Annotated in this window: 18 protein-coding genes; 7 read left to right on the top strand and 11 right to left on the bottom strand. The window is 64.8% G+C overall.

All coding sequences use genetic code 11. From position 1 onward, the window contains the following. Positions 1 to 562: 562 nt before the first annotated feature. From LDH66_RS17900 to LDH66_RS17880, 5 genes are all read right to left on the bottom strand, one after another. On the bottom strand, positions 563 to 1333 hold the full coding sequence (locus LDH66_RS17900; protein ID WP_226482443.1) for a protein-L-isoaspartate O-methyltransferase family protein: 771 nt from the start codon (positions 1331 to 1333) through the stop codon (positions 563 to 565). Between the two features lie 54 nt (positions 1334 to 1387). Continuing rightward, complete coding sequence (locus LDH66_RS17895) at positions 1388 to 2017, bottom strand: protein-L-isoaspartate(D-aspartate) O-methyltransferase (RefSeq protein WP_226482442.1); 630 nt, start codon at positions 2015 to 2017, stop codon at positions 1388 to 1390. Between the two features lie 96 nt (positions 2018 to 2113). Beyond that, positions 2114 to 2767, bottom strand: coding sequence for an HVO_0476 family zinc finger protein (locus LDH66_RS17890; RefSeq protein WP_226482441.1), 654 nt, complete (start codon positions 2765 to 2767; stop codon positions 2114 to 2116). A gap of 68 nt (positions 2768 to 2835) precedes the next feature. Beyond that, positions 2836 to 3417, bottom strand: a complete 582-nt coding sequence (locus tag LDH66_RS17885; RefSeq protein ID WP_226482440.1) for an LURP-one-related/scramblase family protein — start codon at positions 3415 to 3417, stop codon at positions 2836 to 2838. A 129-nt stretch (positions 3418 to 3546) separates the two neighbouring features. Beyond that, the gene (locus LDH66_RS17880) at positions 3547 to 4503 is read right to left on the bottom strand and encodes an aminopeptidase (protein ID WP_226482439.1); all 957 of its coding nucleotides are present in this window, start codon (positions 4501 to 4503) and stop codon (positions 3547 to 3549) included. Positions 4504 to 4664: 161 nt separating this feature from the next. On the opposite strand from LDH66_RS17880, the gene LDH66_RS17875 reads away from it, so the two are divergent. From LDH66_RS17875 to LDH66_RS17865, 3 genes are all read left to right on the top strand, one after another. Then, a complete protein-coding gene (locus LDH66_RS17875; RefSeq protein ID WP_226482438.1) occupies positions 4665 to 5678 on the top strand; it encodes a type II glyceraldehyde-3-phosphate dehydrogenase in 1014 nt (337 codons plus the stop codon). Between the two features lie 152 nt (positions 5679 to 5830). Further along, positions 5831 to 6232, top strand: a complete 402-nt coding sequence (locus LDH66_RS17870) for an Hsp20/alpha crystallin family protein (protein WP_226482437.1) — start codon at positions 5831 to 5833, stop codon at positions 6230 to 6232. A 185-nt stretch (positions 6233 to 6417) separates the two neighbouring features. Beyond that, positions 6418 to 7146, top strand: coding sequence for a hypothetical protein (locus LDH66_RS17865; protein ID WP_226482436.1), 729 nt, complete (start codon positions 6418 to 6420; stop codon positions 7144 to 7146). A gap of 118 nt (positions 7147 to 7264) precedes the next feature. On the opposite strand, the gene LDH66_RS17860 is transcribed toward LDH66_RS17865, so the two are convergent. The 3 genes from LDH66_RS17860 to LDH66_RS17850 form a co-directional block, all read right to left on the bottom strand. Then, positions 7265 to 8131: an ATP-grasp domain-containing protein gene (locus tag LDH66_RS17860; RefSeq protein ID WP_226482435.1), complete on the bottom strand. Its 867-nt coding sequence runs from the start codon at positions 8129 to 8131 to the stop codon at positions 7265 to 7267. Between the two features lie 306 nt (positions 8132 to 8437). Further along, positions 8438 to 8968, bottom strand: coding sequence for a 50S ribosomal protein L16 (locus LDH66_RS17855; RefSeq protein WP_226482434.1), 531 nt, complete (start codon positions 8966 to 8968; stop codon positions 8438 to 8440). A 104-nt stretch (positions 8969 to 9072) separates the two neighbouring features. Beyond that, positions 9073 to 9306: a MarR family transcriptional regulator gene (locus tag LDH66_RS17850; RefSeq protein WP_226482433.1), complete on the bottom strand. Its 234-nt coding sequence runs from the start codon at positions 9304 to 9306 to the stop codon at positions 9073 to 9075. A 253-nt stretch (positions 9307 to 9559) separates the two neighbouring features. Between LDH66_RS17850 and LDH66_RS17845 the strand changes: the two genes are divergently transcribed. The 3 genes from LDH66_RS17845 to LDH66_RS17835 all read left to right on the top strand — a co-directional run bounded on the left by LDH66_RS17845 (position 9560) and on the right by LDH66_RS17835 (position 12647). Beyond that, positions 9560 to 10735: a CBS domain-containing protein gene (locus LDH66_RS17845; protein ID WP_226482432.1), complete on the top strand. Its 1176-nt coding sequence runs from the start codon at positions 9560 to 9562 to the stop codon at positions 10733 to 10735. A gap of 80 nt (positions 10736 to 10815) precedes the next feature. Beyond that, positions 10816 to 11844: an ABC transporter ATP-binding protein gene (locus tag LDH66_RS17840; protein WP_226482431.1), complete on the top strand. Its 1029-nt coding sequence runs from the start codon at positions 10816 to 10818 to the stop codon at positions 11842 to 11844. Further along, complete coding sequence (locus LDH66_RS17835) at positions 11844 to 12647, top strand: ABC transporter permease (RefSeq protein WP_226482430.1); 804 nt, start codon at positions 11844 to 11846, stop codon at positions 12645 to 12647. Before LDH66_RS17840 ends, LDH66_RS17835 begins: the two co-directional genes overlap by 1 nt. A 13-nt stretch (positions 12648 to 12660) precedes the next feature. On the opposite strand, the gene LDH66_RS17830 is transcribed toward LDH66_RS17835, so the two are convergent. The 3 genes from LDH66_RS17830 to LDH66_RS17820 all read right to left on the bottom strand — a co-directional run bounded on the left by LDH66_RS17830 (position 12661) and on the right by LDH66_RS17820 (position 15371). Beyond that, entirely contained in the window at positions 12661 to 13377 is a 717-nt protein-coding gene (locus tag LDH66_RS17830; RefSeq protein WP_226482629.1) for an MMPL family transporter, read from the bottom strand. Positions 13378 to 13417: 40 nt separating this feature from the next. After that, positions 13418 to 14224, bottom strand: coding sequence for an alpha/beta fold hydrolase (locus LDH66_RS17825; protein ID WP_226482429.1), 807 nt, complete (start codon positions 14222 to 14224; stop codon positions 13418 to 13420). Between the two features lie 130 nt (positions 14225 to 14354). Next, positions 14355 to 15371, bottom strand: a complete 1017-nt coding sequence (locus LDH66_RS17820; protein ID WP_226482428.1) for an NADP-dependent oxidoreductase — start codon at positions 15369 to 15371, stop codon at positions 14355 to 14357. A gap of 141 nt (positions 15372 to 15512) precedes the next feature. Between LDH66_RS17820 and LDH66_RS17815 the strand changes: the two genes are divergently transcribed. Next, positions 15513 to 16217, top strand: coding sequence for a carbonic anhydrase (locus tag LDH66_RS17815; RefSeq protein ID WP_226482427.1), 705 nt, complete (start codon positions 15513 to 15515; stop codon positions 16215 to 16217). Positions 16218 to 16219 lie beyond the last annotated feature (2 nt).

Here is a 16219-nt window from a genome sequence, read left to right as displayed (position 1 = left end):
GAAAGTATACTTACTTAGTACCGGTCCGTATCGAGAGATGGCGATCCGAGACCGACTGTCGCCACCCCCAATCCCCCCACCCCTTTCCGCGAACCATCCCGCTAGCGACAGCGTTTCGCCGTTCTATTCGACGAGTACTCCAGAGACGAAGCGATAGGAGGGCCGCGTCTGCCGATGATACTCACTCGAAGAACCGTCTCGATATCTCTCGAGACCGGATTACGTAGGTCCCGACCAATCGACCGAAACGTATCGTCTATCGATCTCACTACCATCACGAATAGCAGACCGATGTTTACAGAGCGAATTCGATCAAACAGCACTAATTGATTAGTACCTTCAGTTTAGACATACTTACTGATTAGAAGTCATATTTAACCCCCGGCAGTGTGTACCCGTAAGTGGCGATCTAAGACAGACTGTCGCCACCCCCACCCCCCATTTCCCAACCCCTTTCGTATCACTATCGCCGAGAGGCATCTCCTCGTTTCGAGAGCCAGGAGCCACAACAGTCGGACACTGAGAACGCGCCAGTCGATCAGTAGCCGTCCGCTCGGAGACGCTACCGCGATCGGGTCCGTCGAGACTGCTGGTCGATCGTCTCCTCCCACTCGATCCAGTCCTGCTCCCAGCCGCGCCGGGATTCGGCGCGTCGCTGCGCTCGCTCGCGGTCCTCGCGGGTCGTTCGGTTTCGCTCGACGGCCCCCGACTGTTCGCCCTCGACCAGTAACGGATCGAACGCGACGGGGTCGAGCCGATCGACGTCGCCGTCGGCCGAGACGGCCTCGAGTCGCTGTTCGTGCGTGCCGCGCGGGAAGACCAGTCGTCCCTCGGCGGTCAACTGCTCGAGTAACGCGCGAGGCGGATCGACGGCCGCGGCCTCGAGCAGGATGCGATCGAAGGGGGCGTACTCGGGGAGGCCGTTCGCACCGTCGCGGCGGTCGACGAGGACGCCGTCGTAGCCCGCGTCGGCGAGGTTCTCTCGGGCTTCGACGACCAGCGGTCGAGAGATGTCGATTGCGTGGACGTTCGTCTCGCCGACCAGTTCGGCCGCGACGGCCGCCGTGTAGCCGACGCCGACGCCGACGATCAGCACGGTCTCGTCGTCTTCGAGGGCCAGCGCCTGGAGCAAGCGAGCGACGGTGCTCGGTGCGAGGACGCGGGTGCCGAGCGCCTCGTGTTCGCGGTCGGCGTAGGCCGTCCGCTCGTCGCCGACGAACGCGTGGCGAGGAACGTCGCGCATCGCGACGGCGACGTCCTCGTCCGCGAGAACGTCCCTTGGCGGGGTCTCGAGGCCGTCGACCATATCCTCACGCAGTACCGCGGGTTCCATACGCCAGCTATCGCGGCGGTCGTAATCAATGGCGCGCTTGCGCGGTCCGCTCGGCTACCCCCGCATCCGGACGAATCGAACGCCGCCGCGTTCGGTCCGCTCGAGCGAGCCGTCCGGCCGTTTCGTCGCATCGACGAGCGTCTGGCGGCCGGTACCGATCGGTGCGAGCAACTGGCCGCCGGTCCGGACCTGTTCGACGACGGGGTCGGGAAACGAGGACGCCGCGCAAGTGAAGTATGCGGCGTCATACGGCGCGTGCTCGGCCCATCCCTCGCGGCCGTCGCCGACGCGGACCGAAACGTCGTCGTAGCCCAGTGCCGCGAGTCGATCGCGCGCCCGGTCGGCCAGCTCCTCGCTGTACTCGACGGTGTAAACGCCCTCGTCACCGACCAGTTCGGCCGTGACGGCGGCGTGGTAGCCACAGCCGGTCCCGATCTCGAGGACGTCGTCGCCGGGGCCGACCGCGAGCAGATCGGCCATGACCGCGACCATGTGCGGCGCGCTGATCGTCTGTCCGTCGCCGATCGGCAGGGGTCGGTCGGCGTAGGCGCTGTCCCGGCGATCCGGCGGGACGAACTCGTGGCGCGGGACCGCCTCGAGGGCCTCGAGGACGCGGTCGTCGTCGACGCGCGGCGCGACCGTCTCGACCATGCGTTGGCGCGAAGCCTCGTAGCTATCGGACATGGCTTGGGGAGGAATACGCGCTCGAGAACAGTAGGGGGTCGGGTGGCGAGTACCGGGGTTCGGGAGTTCGCATCGACGCCCGGGCTCGCGGACCGATTACCAGGCCGACCAGGCGCTGCTCTGCTCGTCGTAGGCGTAGACTCGTTTGATGTCCTTCGCGAAGGCAGTATCGCCCCCTTCCTCGAAGCGATCGCGCCGATAGCCGTCGGCGTCCTTGCGGACGACGAAGGCGTCGATCTCGAACTCGTCGTCGCCGAAGGATTCGACCGCGCCGACCTCGAACTCGTAGTCGCCGGGAACGTGAACCGTGATACTCCGGCTGTCGTCTCTCGAGCCGTCCTGCGGGTGGACGGTGACGTTGACGCCGACGTTATCGACCTCGCGGGTCCAGACGGTCTCGATCTCGTCGGCGGTGGACTCATCGACCCGCTTCTGGCCGTCGAGTTCGACGCTCGTCACGCGGACCGTCGAGAGCACTTCCTCGGTCTCGAGGATGAACTCGTCACCGACTTCGACGGTCTCGTCTTCGGCCGTGGTGACGTTCGCCGTGAAGGATTCGCCGCCCTGAGAGACGACCACGTCGAGCGTGACCTCTGGCTTGCTTTCGGGTTGGACCTTGTGGACGTGACTACACTCGCTACACCGAACGGTGAGGGTACCGCCGCCTTCCGTCAGTACTTCGTGGACCGTCTCGAGGTCCGGCGAGCACGACGGACAGACCGTCGGAACGCGCTCCGGGATATCGCTCATAGCCCACTATAGCGGCTACGCACCTAAAAGCCGATTGAACCCGTCGTCGGTGTTCGCACTCCGTCCGACTAGTTGCCCTGGATCGCGTCGATGACCATCGCCGCGGCGACGATGGGCTCTTTCGGGACGTTGCTGGCGTCGTCGATCGTGATCTCGTAGCGATCGCGCAGCGAGAACTGCCCGTCGATAGAGCCGACGTGAGCGCCCTCCTGATCAGTGATCTCGTACTTGTGCGGGATCCAGCCGCCGAACGGGATAACGTTCCGGGCCAGCGTCACCATCGCACCGCGGGAGTTGATCTCGGCCAACTTCGCTTCGGTCGTCGCGTCGCGGATCTTCCACGTGTCCTGTAGCAGGGAGTAGTCGTTGTCCAGAATGATGATGTCCTCTCCGGTCTGGGCGTCCGAGAGCACGTAGTTCCCTGCGACGTCGATGATCCCGCCGGCCTTCACGGTGAACACCTCGTTGTCGTCGTCGTCGACGAAGGGGAACTCCTCTTTCATCTTCAGCATCTTCTGTTTCCCCCGCAGAACGACGTTCCCATCGGCGTCGAGCGCCTTGTACTTGTTCCGAATGAATCCCTGTTCGACCGTGTAGCGGTCGTCAGTGAGCTCTATCCCCCGAATGTCGTATCCCCGAGTATCGCTCATCGGTCGGAACTCACGCTAGTAGCACTTCAAACCACTAGGTTCTCACATGACTGCCGAAGATTTAACTCGAGACTGACGATCGAATTTCGCTCGAGCGGTGGTCGAGCGGTCGGAACGCCCGCCGAGCGATCACGCGTCGTCCGCCGTCGGAAGCTCGATGGGATCGCCGTCGGCGAAGACCGTCGGCTCACGAAGGATGCCGTCGAGGTGGATCGGTGCTTCCGTCTCGCCGCCGATGCCCGCGTTGTCGCCGATCGCGATATGGACGGTTCCCCCTGCCTTCTCGTCGAGGAGGACCGAGCCGACGAGTTCGGTGACGGCCACGTTCGTGCCGATTCCGAGCTCCGCGAGGTTGTACGCGGCGTCGCCGACGTCTTCGGCCGCGTCCTCAACCGTCGCGCGGATCTCGTCGTCAGAGATCTGCGTGACGAGGCCGTCCTCGACCTCGAACGTCAGCCGGTGGCCATCTGCGAGCAGCCCGTGGGGGCGCATCGTCCCGTCGACGACGAAGGTGCCGTCGGCGGTTTCGGGGCTGATGAAGACCTCACCGGCCGGCAGGTTCGACATCTGGCCGGGTTCGTGGACGATGCCGGTATCGGAGAGCCACTCGCGGTCGCCGACGCCGAACGCGATGTCGGTCCCGGCGTCGGTCGTCACGCGGATCTCGTCGGCCCCGTCGACCTGCTCGCGGACGGCCTCACAGTGGGCCGCGATCGACTCGTAGTCGGCCGCCAGCCCGGTCGTGAAGACGTCCTCGGTGATCCCCGGGAGCGTCGCGACTCGCGCGCCGGCCTCGTTGGCCTCGGTTCGGGCCCGCGTGTGGCTCAGACTCTTGGTCGTCGGCGCGAGCACCACGTCGGCCCCGGCCATCGCCGCCGCGACCGGTGCCGGCGGCTCGCTGCCGTGGGTCTCGCCCGGCGGATACCGGACGATCACGGCGTCATCGGTGACCTCGCTCGCTACCTCGTAGATCGCCTCCCCGATCGGTTCGCGCTCGTCGTCGGTGACGACCGCACACGACTCCCCCGACTCGAGACCCAGACACTGGCGGACCGCCGTCTCCGCCGCGGCTCGAAGTGCTGTCATACGTGCGTGTGCGGCGAGCGGGCCGATATGTCTTCCCCTCGGTCCCGGTCGGGTTCTCGGCCGGTTTCGGTCCCGAGAGCGATCGAGAACTCTGAACCGAGTAAACGTCGGCTGAGAGGGCTCGAAACGATTATCCCGCTCGGTGGTCCACTCCCGAGCATATGCAACAGGTCGCTATCAACGGCTACGGCACGATCGGCAAGCGCGTCGCGGACGCGGTCCGGCAACAGCCCGACATGGAAGTACTGGGTGTCGCCAAGACGCGGCCGAACTTCGAGGCCGAGACGGCTATCGACAAGGGATTCCCGCTCTACGCCGCCGTCGAGGAGCGCGAGGAGCTGTTCGCCGAGGCAGGCCTCGAGATCGCGGGACCGGTCGAGGATCTCGTGGCCGAGGCCGACGTCGTCGTCGACGCCACGCCGTCGGGCATCGGGGCTCAGAACAAGGAACTCTACGAGGAGTACGACACGCCGGCGCTCTACCAGGGCGGGGAAGACGCCGACCTCGTCGACACGAGCTTCAACGCGCGCTCGAACTTCGAGGAGGCCGTCGACGCCGACCACGTGCGCGTCGTCTCCTGTAACACGACCGGGCTCTCTCGAGTGATCGCGCCGCTCCGAGAGGCCTACGGCGTCGAGAAGGTCCGCGCGACGCTCGTTCGCCGCGGCGGCGACCCCGGACAAGCCGACCGCGGGCCGATCAACGACATCCTCCCGAACCCGGTGACGATTCCGTCCCACCACGGCCCCGACGTGGAGACCATCTTCCCCGATCTGGACATCGACACGCTCGGGATGAAGGTGCCCGCGACGCTGATGCACATGCACAGCCTGAACGTCACCTTGGAGGAGGAGGTCGACGCCGCCGAGGTCCGCGACCTGTTCGCCGACGAGTCGCGCCTGTTCCTGATCCCCGAGCGGATGGACATCGACGGCAGCGGGAAACTCAAGGAGTACGCGCTGGACGCCGGTCGACCGCGCGGCGACATCTGGGAGAACTGCATCTGGGAGGAATCCATCTCGACCGAGGGACGGGACTTCTACTGCTTCCAGGGCATCCACCAGGAGAGCGACGTCGTGCCGGAAAACGTCGACGCCATCCGCGCCGTGACCGGCGCTGCCGACGCCGCGGAGAGCATCGCGACGACCGACGAGACGCTCGGTATCGGGCTCTAGGACCGGAGTCGCTCGATCCGCGAAGCGTTCGTTTTCACGACGCTCGAGGACCCCTATCCGCGATAGTACGATTCCGACGCGAGTCGAGGACGTGTCCCGGATCGTATAGCAACGACAGAAAGTTTTTGCCACGGGATACCCTAGACACCCCCATGCGCCGAGACGACCGCGACGAACCCTTCGACGACCTGTTCCGCGAGATTGAACGAATGATGAACGAGATGATGAACGGTGCGGACGGGAACGTGAACTTCGACTCTTCGAGCAACGTCGACAACGGATTCGGCATGGACACCCACGTCGATATCCACGAGACCGACGCGGAGGTCCGCGTCGTCGCCGACCTCCCCGGCGTCGAGAAGGACAACATCGAACTCGAGTGCGACGGCAAGACGCTGACGATCTCCGCCGAAAGCGAGCACCGTCAATACGACGAGCGCGTCTCCCTGCCGAGCCGCGTCAACGAACACACCGCGTCCGCGACCTACAACAACGGCGTCCTCGAAGTCGTCTTCGACCGCGCCGAACAGTCCTCGGACATCAGTCTCGAGTAATCGGGCAGTCGCGGTCGGCCCTCGTTTTCAGATGAGCGTAGCGGTATGCGATTCACGCTGAGTCGCGAAAGACGATGATATTGGTACCAAAAGACACTTGCTACCATTAGCACTTGCGGACGGTAATGGAACGACGCCGTTTTCTCATAGGATCGAGTCCGATAAGTGGTGTACTCGCAGGATGTATGCGTGAGAACGGTGAGGAGAGCAGTGCGGGTCCGGAAAATAGTGAAGGGACCGGGAACAGCGATGCTGAAGTAACTTATGAGCAGTGTGGACATACGTATATTTCTGTCCCTGCGGATTTACCCACAGCCGCTGAAGAGGAGGTACTGACGGCTATTGAGGAGGGATCGTACGAAACCTCAAACAGGTTGATTCTCCCTCAGGCGTTTGATCTCGAGGATCTATACCTTATTCAACGAGATTCACGGGATAAGACGTACTATACTGCGGAGACGGAAGAGGGCGGTGCCATCAATCGTCTCCGAGTCACCGAAACGTTTCCCGAGACGGGCCCCGTGATGTTACGGAACGATACAGAGAGGGACCTGACGTTTGATGTTCGTATCGAGTACGCGGCTACTGTCGATCACGAGGTTGATATCGAAACCGATGGGGAGGTGTTTTTTGAGGAAACAGTATCAGTTGAAGCTGGCCAATCCACCGAACTCATTGGTGATGCAACATACCGATACGGAAACTATCTGGCAGCGATAAATATAGCGGAACTACAGTTAAAAGAGACTGTGAGTTGGGTCATGTGGGAAGAATGGGACTCACAGGGCGTGATCCGGCTCACGACCGAGGAGGAATTAGACCATGTTTCACGGGCTCATTCGGAAATCGGGCTTGCACCGGACTGCGAATGGAACGAGAACGGTGATCTCGTCAGAGGTATCAGTTCGAATTAGTGAAGAGGAGTGGGGAAGAAAATCCGCTACTTACTGGCCGACGTGGACGGTCGGTACTCGAATTGTCTGGGTTTGTAGTTTCAGCCACCGATCAGACTGACACCTCGAGCGACGACACTCACTCCGCAGCCCCGCGGATCGCGGCCGCGAGCCGATCGTAGAAGTCGGGTTCGTACTTTGTCGCCTCGTCGATCGTCGGCCGCGCGTTCGTCTCGTTGACGACCAGTCGGTCGTCCGTCTCGAGCAGGTCGACGCCGAGGAACGGGATCTCGAGTTCGGCGGCGACCGACTCGGCGAGATCGCGCCACTCCGCCGGGAGGTCCGCGCCCGTCGCCTCCGCGCCGCGGTGGACGTTGTGCTTCCACTGCCCCTCGCTGACCGCCTCGTCGGGCAGTCTGCGCTCGACCGCGCCGACGTACTCCCCCTCGAGGACCATCACCCGGTAGTCGGTCGCGTTCGGGAGGTACTCCTGAACGAGAAAGGACTGATCGCCGGTCGCCCGGTAGTCGTGGACCAGCGAGAGGTAGTCACAGATGCCCAGAAAGGAATCGAGATCGTGGGCCTTCGCGACGCCGACGCCCCGCGTCGTCGAGTTGGGCTTGACCACGACCGGCGGCTCGAACCGCTCGAAGACGTCGACCAGGTCGCCCTCGCCGACGTCGTTCGAGACGTAGACCGAGTCCGGAACCGGCAGCTCGGCCCGTCCGAGCCGCGCGAGCACCTCGGCCTTGTTTCGCGAGGTCAACACCGTTTCGTGATCGTTGAGCCACGGGATCTCGAGCAGTGCGTCGGCGACGCCGCCCTCCATCAGCCGGCCGGGGTAGACGAAGCCCACGTCGTACTCGTCGGGCTCCCACGGAGGATCACCGAGCGCGACCGTTCGCTCGCGCACGGGCACGTGATGAACTCGTATTCCTCGCTCGGCCAGCGGCTCCCGCATCCGCTCGAACGTCTGTTTCGCGTTCGCCACCGCGAGATCGATCATAGTCGGGACTCGGGAGTAGAGGCGTAAAAAGGTGCTCGAGACAGCAATCTGAAATCGAGACGGAACGGCCGGGAGCGGGCACCGAGCGCTGTGAGGTGCCCGCGACCCGGGGAAGGGCAGGCGGTTACCCGGCTATAGACCGCGAGCGAAGCCGAAGGCTGAGCGAGCGGGCCGACGACTGATGTAAACGAGCGGTCGAGCGGCGCTTCGCGCCGCTCAGGAGCGAGTGAACGGAGGGAGGAGTGTTTTTAATCGAATTTTTGCCGAGGGTGCGCCGTAGGCGCACCCACAGCGCAAAACTTCGTTTTATGCGATCAGCTGTTCCTCGCCACGCTCGATGACGACGCGACACGGTGGCGAGATCTTGTTGTAGGAGCGCCGAAGGGCGTCCTTGGCGAACTCGGCGTCGTCGACGTCACACCAGATGGTGAAGATGCGCTCGCCGGCGTCGATGCGAGCGGCGGTGCCGACGATCTTCCCGAAGGCCTGGCGCATCCCGTCGGAGACACGGTCCGCACCCGCGCCCGTCGCCTGCTTGTTCTCCCGGATGACGTGGTGGGGGAATTTGCGCAGGACCATTTTGTAGTTGTTCTCGCCGGCGTTTTTCAGCATGTGACGGTTCGCCGAGAGGCGCGAGGCCTCGAGGCTCCCGTGTCGGAGCTGGACCTCCTCTTCCGTGATGAGGCTGATCTGAACGGGGTAGTCCTCGGCGTTCGCCTGGGCGTCGCCCATCTTGTGCTGTGCGATCTTCGATCCGGGGATGCCAGTAATGTATTCGCGGCGCGTGTAGGCCGGCTTACTGATCTCCCGGTACATGGAGGCAGGTTTGTCGGACATGGTGGTTACTTACGAAAACGGAAGCCCACCGCGCGGATAAAGGCTTCGAAGCGCCGCGTGGAATCGGTGGCAGGGCCGACGACCCGTCGCTCGAGGCGAGGCGATCAGTTCGCGGAGACGTACTCGGAGCCGGTTCGCTCGATCAGTCCCTCGCTCTCGAGCGAGGAGAGCACGCTCAGGATCGAGAGCTTCTGCATGTCCAGGAGGCCGCTCAGGTCCCCGACCGTCGCACCGTCGGTCGCCTCGAGGGTGAGGTAGACGAGTTTACTCTGTGCGGAGTCGAGTTCGGTCGGGAGGGGGTCGATTCGATGAGTCGTCTGCGCGTCTCGCATCATCATACTAACAGCGTCCACGAACTGCTGTATAAGTCTATGGTGCAGTAGGTATATAGACGCTAGTAGATATTATTGTGTATAAATATCACACCAATCCGATCGGGAGTATCAACGCAACCGATACTGATCTCCGGTCGGGACGGAGGCCACCGAGAACGGAATCGGAACCGTCGGCACGCGGTGGCGACGCCCGGACGGTCGGCCGCTCGGTTTTCCCGGCGGCGTATTTAAGGTTCCGCCGCCGAAACCAGTGTCCATGAGGAGTTTCCGGATCGGCTCCCTGTTCGGGATTCCGATCAAACTCGACCTGACGTTCCTGTTGGTGCTCCCCCTGTTCGCGTACCTCATCGGGACGCGTATCGAGGCCGTCTCCGAGATCCTCAACGGGGCGCTCGACGCGGGGATCGACGTGAGCGTCGTCACCGCCGGTTCGATGCCGTGGCTACTCGGACTGGCCGCAGCGATCGGCCTGTTCGTCGGCGTCGTGCTCCACGAATTGGGCCACTCACTGACCGCCCAGCGGTACGGCTTTCCGATCGACTCGATCACGCTCTGGCTGTTCGGCGGCATCGCCGCCTTCTCCGAGATGCCCGAAGATTGGCGACAGGAACTCAACATCGCCGTCGCCGGCCCGATCGTCAGCGTCCTGGTCGGCATCGGTACCTACGCACTCTTCGTCGCGACCCCCGAGAGTTTCAGCGGCGTGCGGTTCGTCCTCGGCTATCTCGCCGTCCTGAACGTCGCACTCGCCTTCTTCAACATGATTCCCGCGTTCCCGATGGACGGCGGACGGGTGTTGCGCGCGCTGTTAGCTCGCGGGCAGCCGTACGCACAGGCGACCCAGCAGGCCGCCAGCGTCGGCAAGGTGTTCGCCGTCGGCATGGGACTGTTCGGCCTCCTCGCGTTCAACATCATCCTCATCGGCGTCGCCTTCTTCGTCTATATCGCCGCCTCGAGCGAGGCCCAGCAGGTGACCATGAAGGCCGCGTTTCAGGACGTCACCGTCGGCGACATCATGACGCCGGCGAGCGACCTCCACACCGTCGAACCCGACACGACCGTCGCAGAGTTGATTCAGCGGATGTTCACTGAGCGCCACACCGGCTATCCGGTCGTCGACACCCAGGCGTTCGAGGGCGAGCGGCTCATCGGCCTCGTGACGTTGACCGACGCCCGCGATGTCGACCCGGTCGAGCGCGATGCCTACACCGTCGAAGACGTGATGACGACCGACCTGCAGACGATCTCGCCCGACTCCGACGCGATGACTGCCATCGAACGGATGCGGGAACACGATATCGGCCGCCTGCTCGTGGTCGATGACGACGACCTCGTGGGACTGATCTCGCGGACCGACGTGATGACCGCGTTCGACATCGTCCAACAGAGCGGTGCGATCGCTCCCGCCGGCCGACCGCGAACCGCGGACTGAGAGCCATTCACGAGCGCGCTTTGGGGCGGAGAGTGCTGCGAACAAACGGTTTAACCGTAGTCGGGGCCGACACTGCATCGATGCCACCGGCCATCGAGACCGTCGATCTCGTGAAGGAGTACGGCGATCTACGCGCGCTGCAGGAGCTATCGCTGACCGTCGAGGAAGGCGAATTCTTCGGCCTGCTCGGCCCCAACGGTGCGGGGAAGACGACCTTTATCAACACGCTGGTCGGCCTGGTCCGCAAGTCCGGCGGCGAGGCGCGGGTCTTCGGCCACGACGTTGAGGACAACTACCGGCAGGCCCGCGACGCGATCGGACTCGCACCCCAGGAGTTCAACGTCGATCGCTTCTTCCCCATCAAGGAAGTCCTGACGCACAAGGCCGGCTACCACGGAATCCCCGAGGACGAGGCCGCCGAACGCGCCGACGAGGTCCTCAAGCGCGTCGGGATCTACGACAAGCGCGACGAGCGCTTCGACTGGCTCTCTGGCGGGATGAAACGCCGCCTGCTGCTCGCTCGAGCCCTCGTCACCCAACCCGATCTGCTCATCCTCGACGAGCCGACCGCCGGCGTCGACGTCCAGTTGCGTCACGACCTGTGGGAGTTGGTCACCGAACTCAACGAAGAGGGGACGACGATCCTGCTGACGACCCACTACATCGAGGAGGCCGAACGCCTCTGTGACCGCGTCGCAATCATGAACGAGGGGCGGAAAGTGACCGTCGCGACGCCGGACGAACTGAAACAGCGCGGCACCGACACGATCGCCGTGCGCCTCGAGTCCGCGCCGACCAGCGCACCCGCTCTCGGGCCCTACGCACACGAAACGACGGTGTCCGGCGACCGGATCGAGGTCCGCGTCGACGACGGCGGCTCGACCGCACCGCAGTTACTGAACGACCTCGAGGCGAGGGGCCACGAAATCGCCGACCTCGAGATCACCAGGACGTCGCTCGAGGAGATCTTCGTCGATCTGACTCGCAGCGACGACCGGACGGTGACGCGGTCGTCAGCGGAAAGTGCGGGTGACGGCAAGAGTGCGGGCGACGACGAGGGCGCGACCGACGGCCGCGAAACCGAGCGCGAACGGGAGGGGGTCGCCTGATGCTGTCGGTCGGCTTCCGCGCGCTCTTCCGGCGCGAGATACTGCGGTTCGTCCGCCGCCCGAAGAACACGTTCATGCCGCCGGCAATCACGAACGTGCTCTACTTCGCCGTCTTCGGGCTGATTCTCGGCGGCCGGATCGACCAGATCGCCGGCTTCGATTACATTCTCTTCATCGTTCCCGGACTGATCGTCCTCGGTGCGATCTCGAACGCCTTCGAAAACGCGTCGTTCTCGATCTTCCACGGCAGATGGAACGAGTACATCCACGAGACGCTGACCTCGCCGTTGTCCTACGTCGAGATGGTCGTCGCCTACGTCGCGGCCAGCGCGGTGCGGGGACTCATCGTCGGCGTCATCATCGCCGTCGTGGGCCGGCTGTTCGTGTCGATCAGCATCAAACACGGCCTGTTCCTCGTGGCCACGATGGTGGTCATCACGGCGCTGTTCGCCGGCTTCGGTATCATCGGCGGGCTCGTCGCCAGGGATTTCGACGATCTGACCGTGATGAACCAATTTATCCTCCGACCGCTGGTCTTCTTCGGGGCCGTCTTCTACTCCCTCGAGACGTTCGAGCAGACCTGGCAGGTGACCCTTTCGCTGGTGAATCCGATGGTCTACATGGTCGACAGCGTCCGGTACGGGCTGTTGGGCCACTCGGATCTGATCGCGGTCGGCATTCTCCCGGGGCCCTACGCCGACTTCGCACCGCTGCTCGCGCTCGGCGTGCTCACGACGGCCACCGTCCTCGTGCTGGCGATCGACGTCTACCTGTTCAAGATCGGCTACGGACTGACCGACTGAGGTAACCAGCACTTCAGTCGTCGCCGGCGGCGACTCTGGCCGCCGGTTCCGCGGTCGTCCCGGGCCCGTATCGGACCCAGCAAGCCAGCAGGCTCGGCAGCACGACGACGCTCGCGACGAAGGCGTAGCCGATGCCGATCGCGAGACTGATCCCGAACTGGCGAAGCGCCGGGAGCAGGGCGAATCCCAGGACGCCGAATCCCGCCGCGGTCGTGACGGCGCTGCTCAGGAGCGCACCGCCAGTGCAGACGACCGTCCGGTGGAGCGCCGTCGCCGTATCGACGCCCGCCTCGAGTTCGTCGCCGAACCGTTCGGTGACGTGAATCGCGTAGTCGGAACCGAGTCCGAGCGCGATGCTGCCGACGAGCGCAGTGGTCATGCTGATCGGAATCCCAAGCAGGGCCAGCGTTCCGAGCAACCAACTCACGGCGAAGTCGACCGGAACGGGCGTAATAACGCCCAGCGATGCGCGACCCCTCGCCGCCCGGAAGACGACGGTGAGCAGGCCCAGAATCGCGACGAGCGTCACCGCGAGGCTCTCGATGACCGTAGCGATGAGCTGATCGGTAGCCTCTGCGGCGACCAGCGACCGTCCCGTCGCGGTCGCTCGAACGTCGTCGGTCTCGAGCGTCGCCGCGACGCCGTCCAGCTGATCGCTGACGGTCGAGACGTCGGCGGAGCCGTCGACGCCCGCGCTGAGCCTGAGCGCCGCGTATCTCCGCCCGTGAATCGACCTCGAGCGCGTCAGCGGCCGCGTTCCATCGAGTCGATCACTCGGCCAGACCGATGACGTCGTCGCGGACCGAACACAGCGTTCCCAGGTGGTCGTCGTTGATCTCGCAGAGGGTGACGACCGGGTGGTCCTCGTAGGCGGTTCGGACCGGACCGATCGGGGCGTTTTCGTCGTCGACCCCGTGCCAAACCGTCACGTCGCCGTCGGGCAGCGGCGGCGACCGGTCGGTCGCGAGCGCGCGACTCTCGCGGACCGCACCGGACGGCCCGGCCGACAGTCCGGCGCGGAAGTCGCGACCGACGATGCGGGCGGTCTCGTCGTCGACGGTGCGGTCGGTCAACTGGTCGACGACGAATCGGTCGCCCCGGAGCCGTGCGACGACCGCGCCGAATCGGAACGCGACTCCCAGGAGGCGCGGGAACCGAACGAGCGGGGCGAACGGCCCGCCGTCGTGTGCCGGCACCGGTGCGCCGACTACGCCGACGTCGGAGACTCGATCGGCGTGGTGTGCGGCGGCGGCCAACGCGTAGGGACCGCCGCCGGAGAATCCGGCGACTGCGACCGACTCGAGTCCCAGAGCGTCGACGAGCGCTCGACAGTCCTCGGCCCAAGTTTCGAACGACCCGTCCGGATCCGGATCGGAACGACCGTACCCGGGGCGACTCGGCGCGATCACGCGAACGCCTCGAGTGCGAGCGGGGGCCGAGAGCAACGCCCCGAGGTGGGACGATCCGGGCGTTCCGTGGTGGAAGACCAGCGGCGCGCCGTCCGGATCGCCGTACGTCGCAAACGCCAGCGTCCGACCATCGGGGAGCGAGATCGACTCCGGTTCGGAAACGACCATGCGGAACGCTCTCCCTCGGAAACATATCCGCGTTACGACATCCGAGACAGCGACCCGATACGCCGACGCTCGTCTGCGACGGTGACTACTCGCGTGGCTATCGTCACCCTCGAGCCGGCGATCGATGCGCCTACTCGTCTCGCTCGGCGACTTTCACCAACTGCTTCCCGATGTTCTCGCCCTCGAACAGCCCGAGGAACGCGTCCGGTGCGTTCTCGAAGCCTTCGACGACGTTTTCGCGGTACTGCACGTCCCCGTTCTGGATGAACGTCGAGAGTCGCTCGAGCGCCTCGCCCCACCGTGGCTGGTAGTCGCTGACGAGGAGTCCTTCGACCGTCGCGCGGGTCTCGATGAGTTTGGCGAGTTTCCGCGGCCCGGTCGGGACGTCGGTCTCGTTGTACAGCGCGATCTGGCCGCAGACGGCGACGCGGGCGTCGACGTTCAGTCGGGGCCAGACGGCGTCCGTGATCGGGCCGCCGACGTTGTCGAAGTAGACATCGACGCCGTCGGGACAGGCGTCGTCGACCGCGGCCGAGAGGTCGTCGGTCTCCTTGTAGTTGATCGCGGCGTCGAAGCCGAGCTCGTCGGTGAGCCACTCGATCTTCGCCTCGCTGCCGGCGGTCCCGACCACGCGAGCGCCCGAGAGTCGGGCGAGCTGGCCGACGACGGAGCCGACCGCGCCCGCCGCGGCGGAGACGACGACGGTGTCGCCGGGTTTCGGGTCACCGACATCGTTCAGCCCCCAGTAGGCCGTCACGCCGGGCATCCCGAGCACACCCAGCGCCGTCGAGATCGGGCCGCGGTCGGGATCTACCGGCTGGAGTTCGTTCGCGTCCGCGACGGCGTGTTCCGCCCACAGGAGGTCGCCGGTCACGATATCTCCCGCCGAGAACTGGCCGGCGTTGGACTCGAGGACTTCGCCGACGACGTTCGCTCGCATCGGGTCGCCGACGTCCCACGGCTCGGCGTACGACTCCGCGTCGCGCATGCGACCGCGCATGTACGGGTCGACGGACTGGTACAGCGTCTCGACGAGCACCTCGCCGTTGTCCGGTTCGGGACGGTCGACGGTGACGAGTTCGAAGTCATCGCGGGTCGGTTCGCCGACCGGGCGACTGGCGAGTCGCCACTGTCTGGTTTCTGCCATATGCTCTCATGGGCACGCCGATAGGTGAAGATTGGGCTCCCGGAAGTCCGGGGAGGGTCGGCGAGTCGGGGCGACCGTCCCAGTCCCGTCGCGACGCCCGCCGTATCGAACTTTTTTGGTCACCGTTCGTGTACGTCGAGTATGGGAACCGATCGCGAGATACTCGAGCGGTTGCTCGCCGGCAACGAGCGCCACGTCGAGGCGTTGCCGGACGGTTACTTCGCGGACGTTCAGACGGCCCAGCACCCGACCGTCGTCGCGATCTGTTGTTCGGACTCGCGAGTCTCTCACGAGGGGATGTGGGGTATCGAGCGACCGGGGGCAGTCTTCACGCCGAGCAACATCGGCAACCAGATCTGGGACGAGGACGACGGCGAGCGGATCGTCGACGGTGGGATCCTCTACCCGATCCACCACACTGGCACCGACGTCGTCGCAGTCGTGGGCCACACCGGTTGCGGGGCCGTCACCGCGGCCTACCGCGTCGCGACCGGCGAGGAGTCGCCGGGTCCGCAGGGCGTCGACAAGTGGGTCGACCAGCTCGTTCCCGTCATCGAGGAGGCCATAGAGAGCGGCCTGATCGACACCGACGCGGACGAGGAGCAGGTGATCAACCAGCTCGTCGAGTACAACGTCGGCTATCAGGCGCGCTCGCTCCGTGACGCCGCGGACGTTCCGGACGACATCGACGTCTACGGCTTCGTCTACGACTTTCAGGGCGTCTACGGCGACGAACCCGGCCGCACGTACCTCGTCACGGTCGACGGCGAGACCGATCCCCGCGCGCTCGCCGACCTCGTGCCGGAAGGGTACGAGGCGACGGCTCGGAGTCTACTCTATCAGTAGTC

Origin of the sequence: Natrinema amylolyticum, from assembly GCF_020515625.1 — an archaeon.
GTDB classification, from domain to species: Archaea; Halobacteriota; Halobacteria; order Halobacteriales; family Natrialbaceae; genus Natrinema; species Natrinema amylolyticum.
This window is presented reverse-complemented; position numbering and strand designations above follow the sequence as displayed.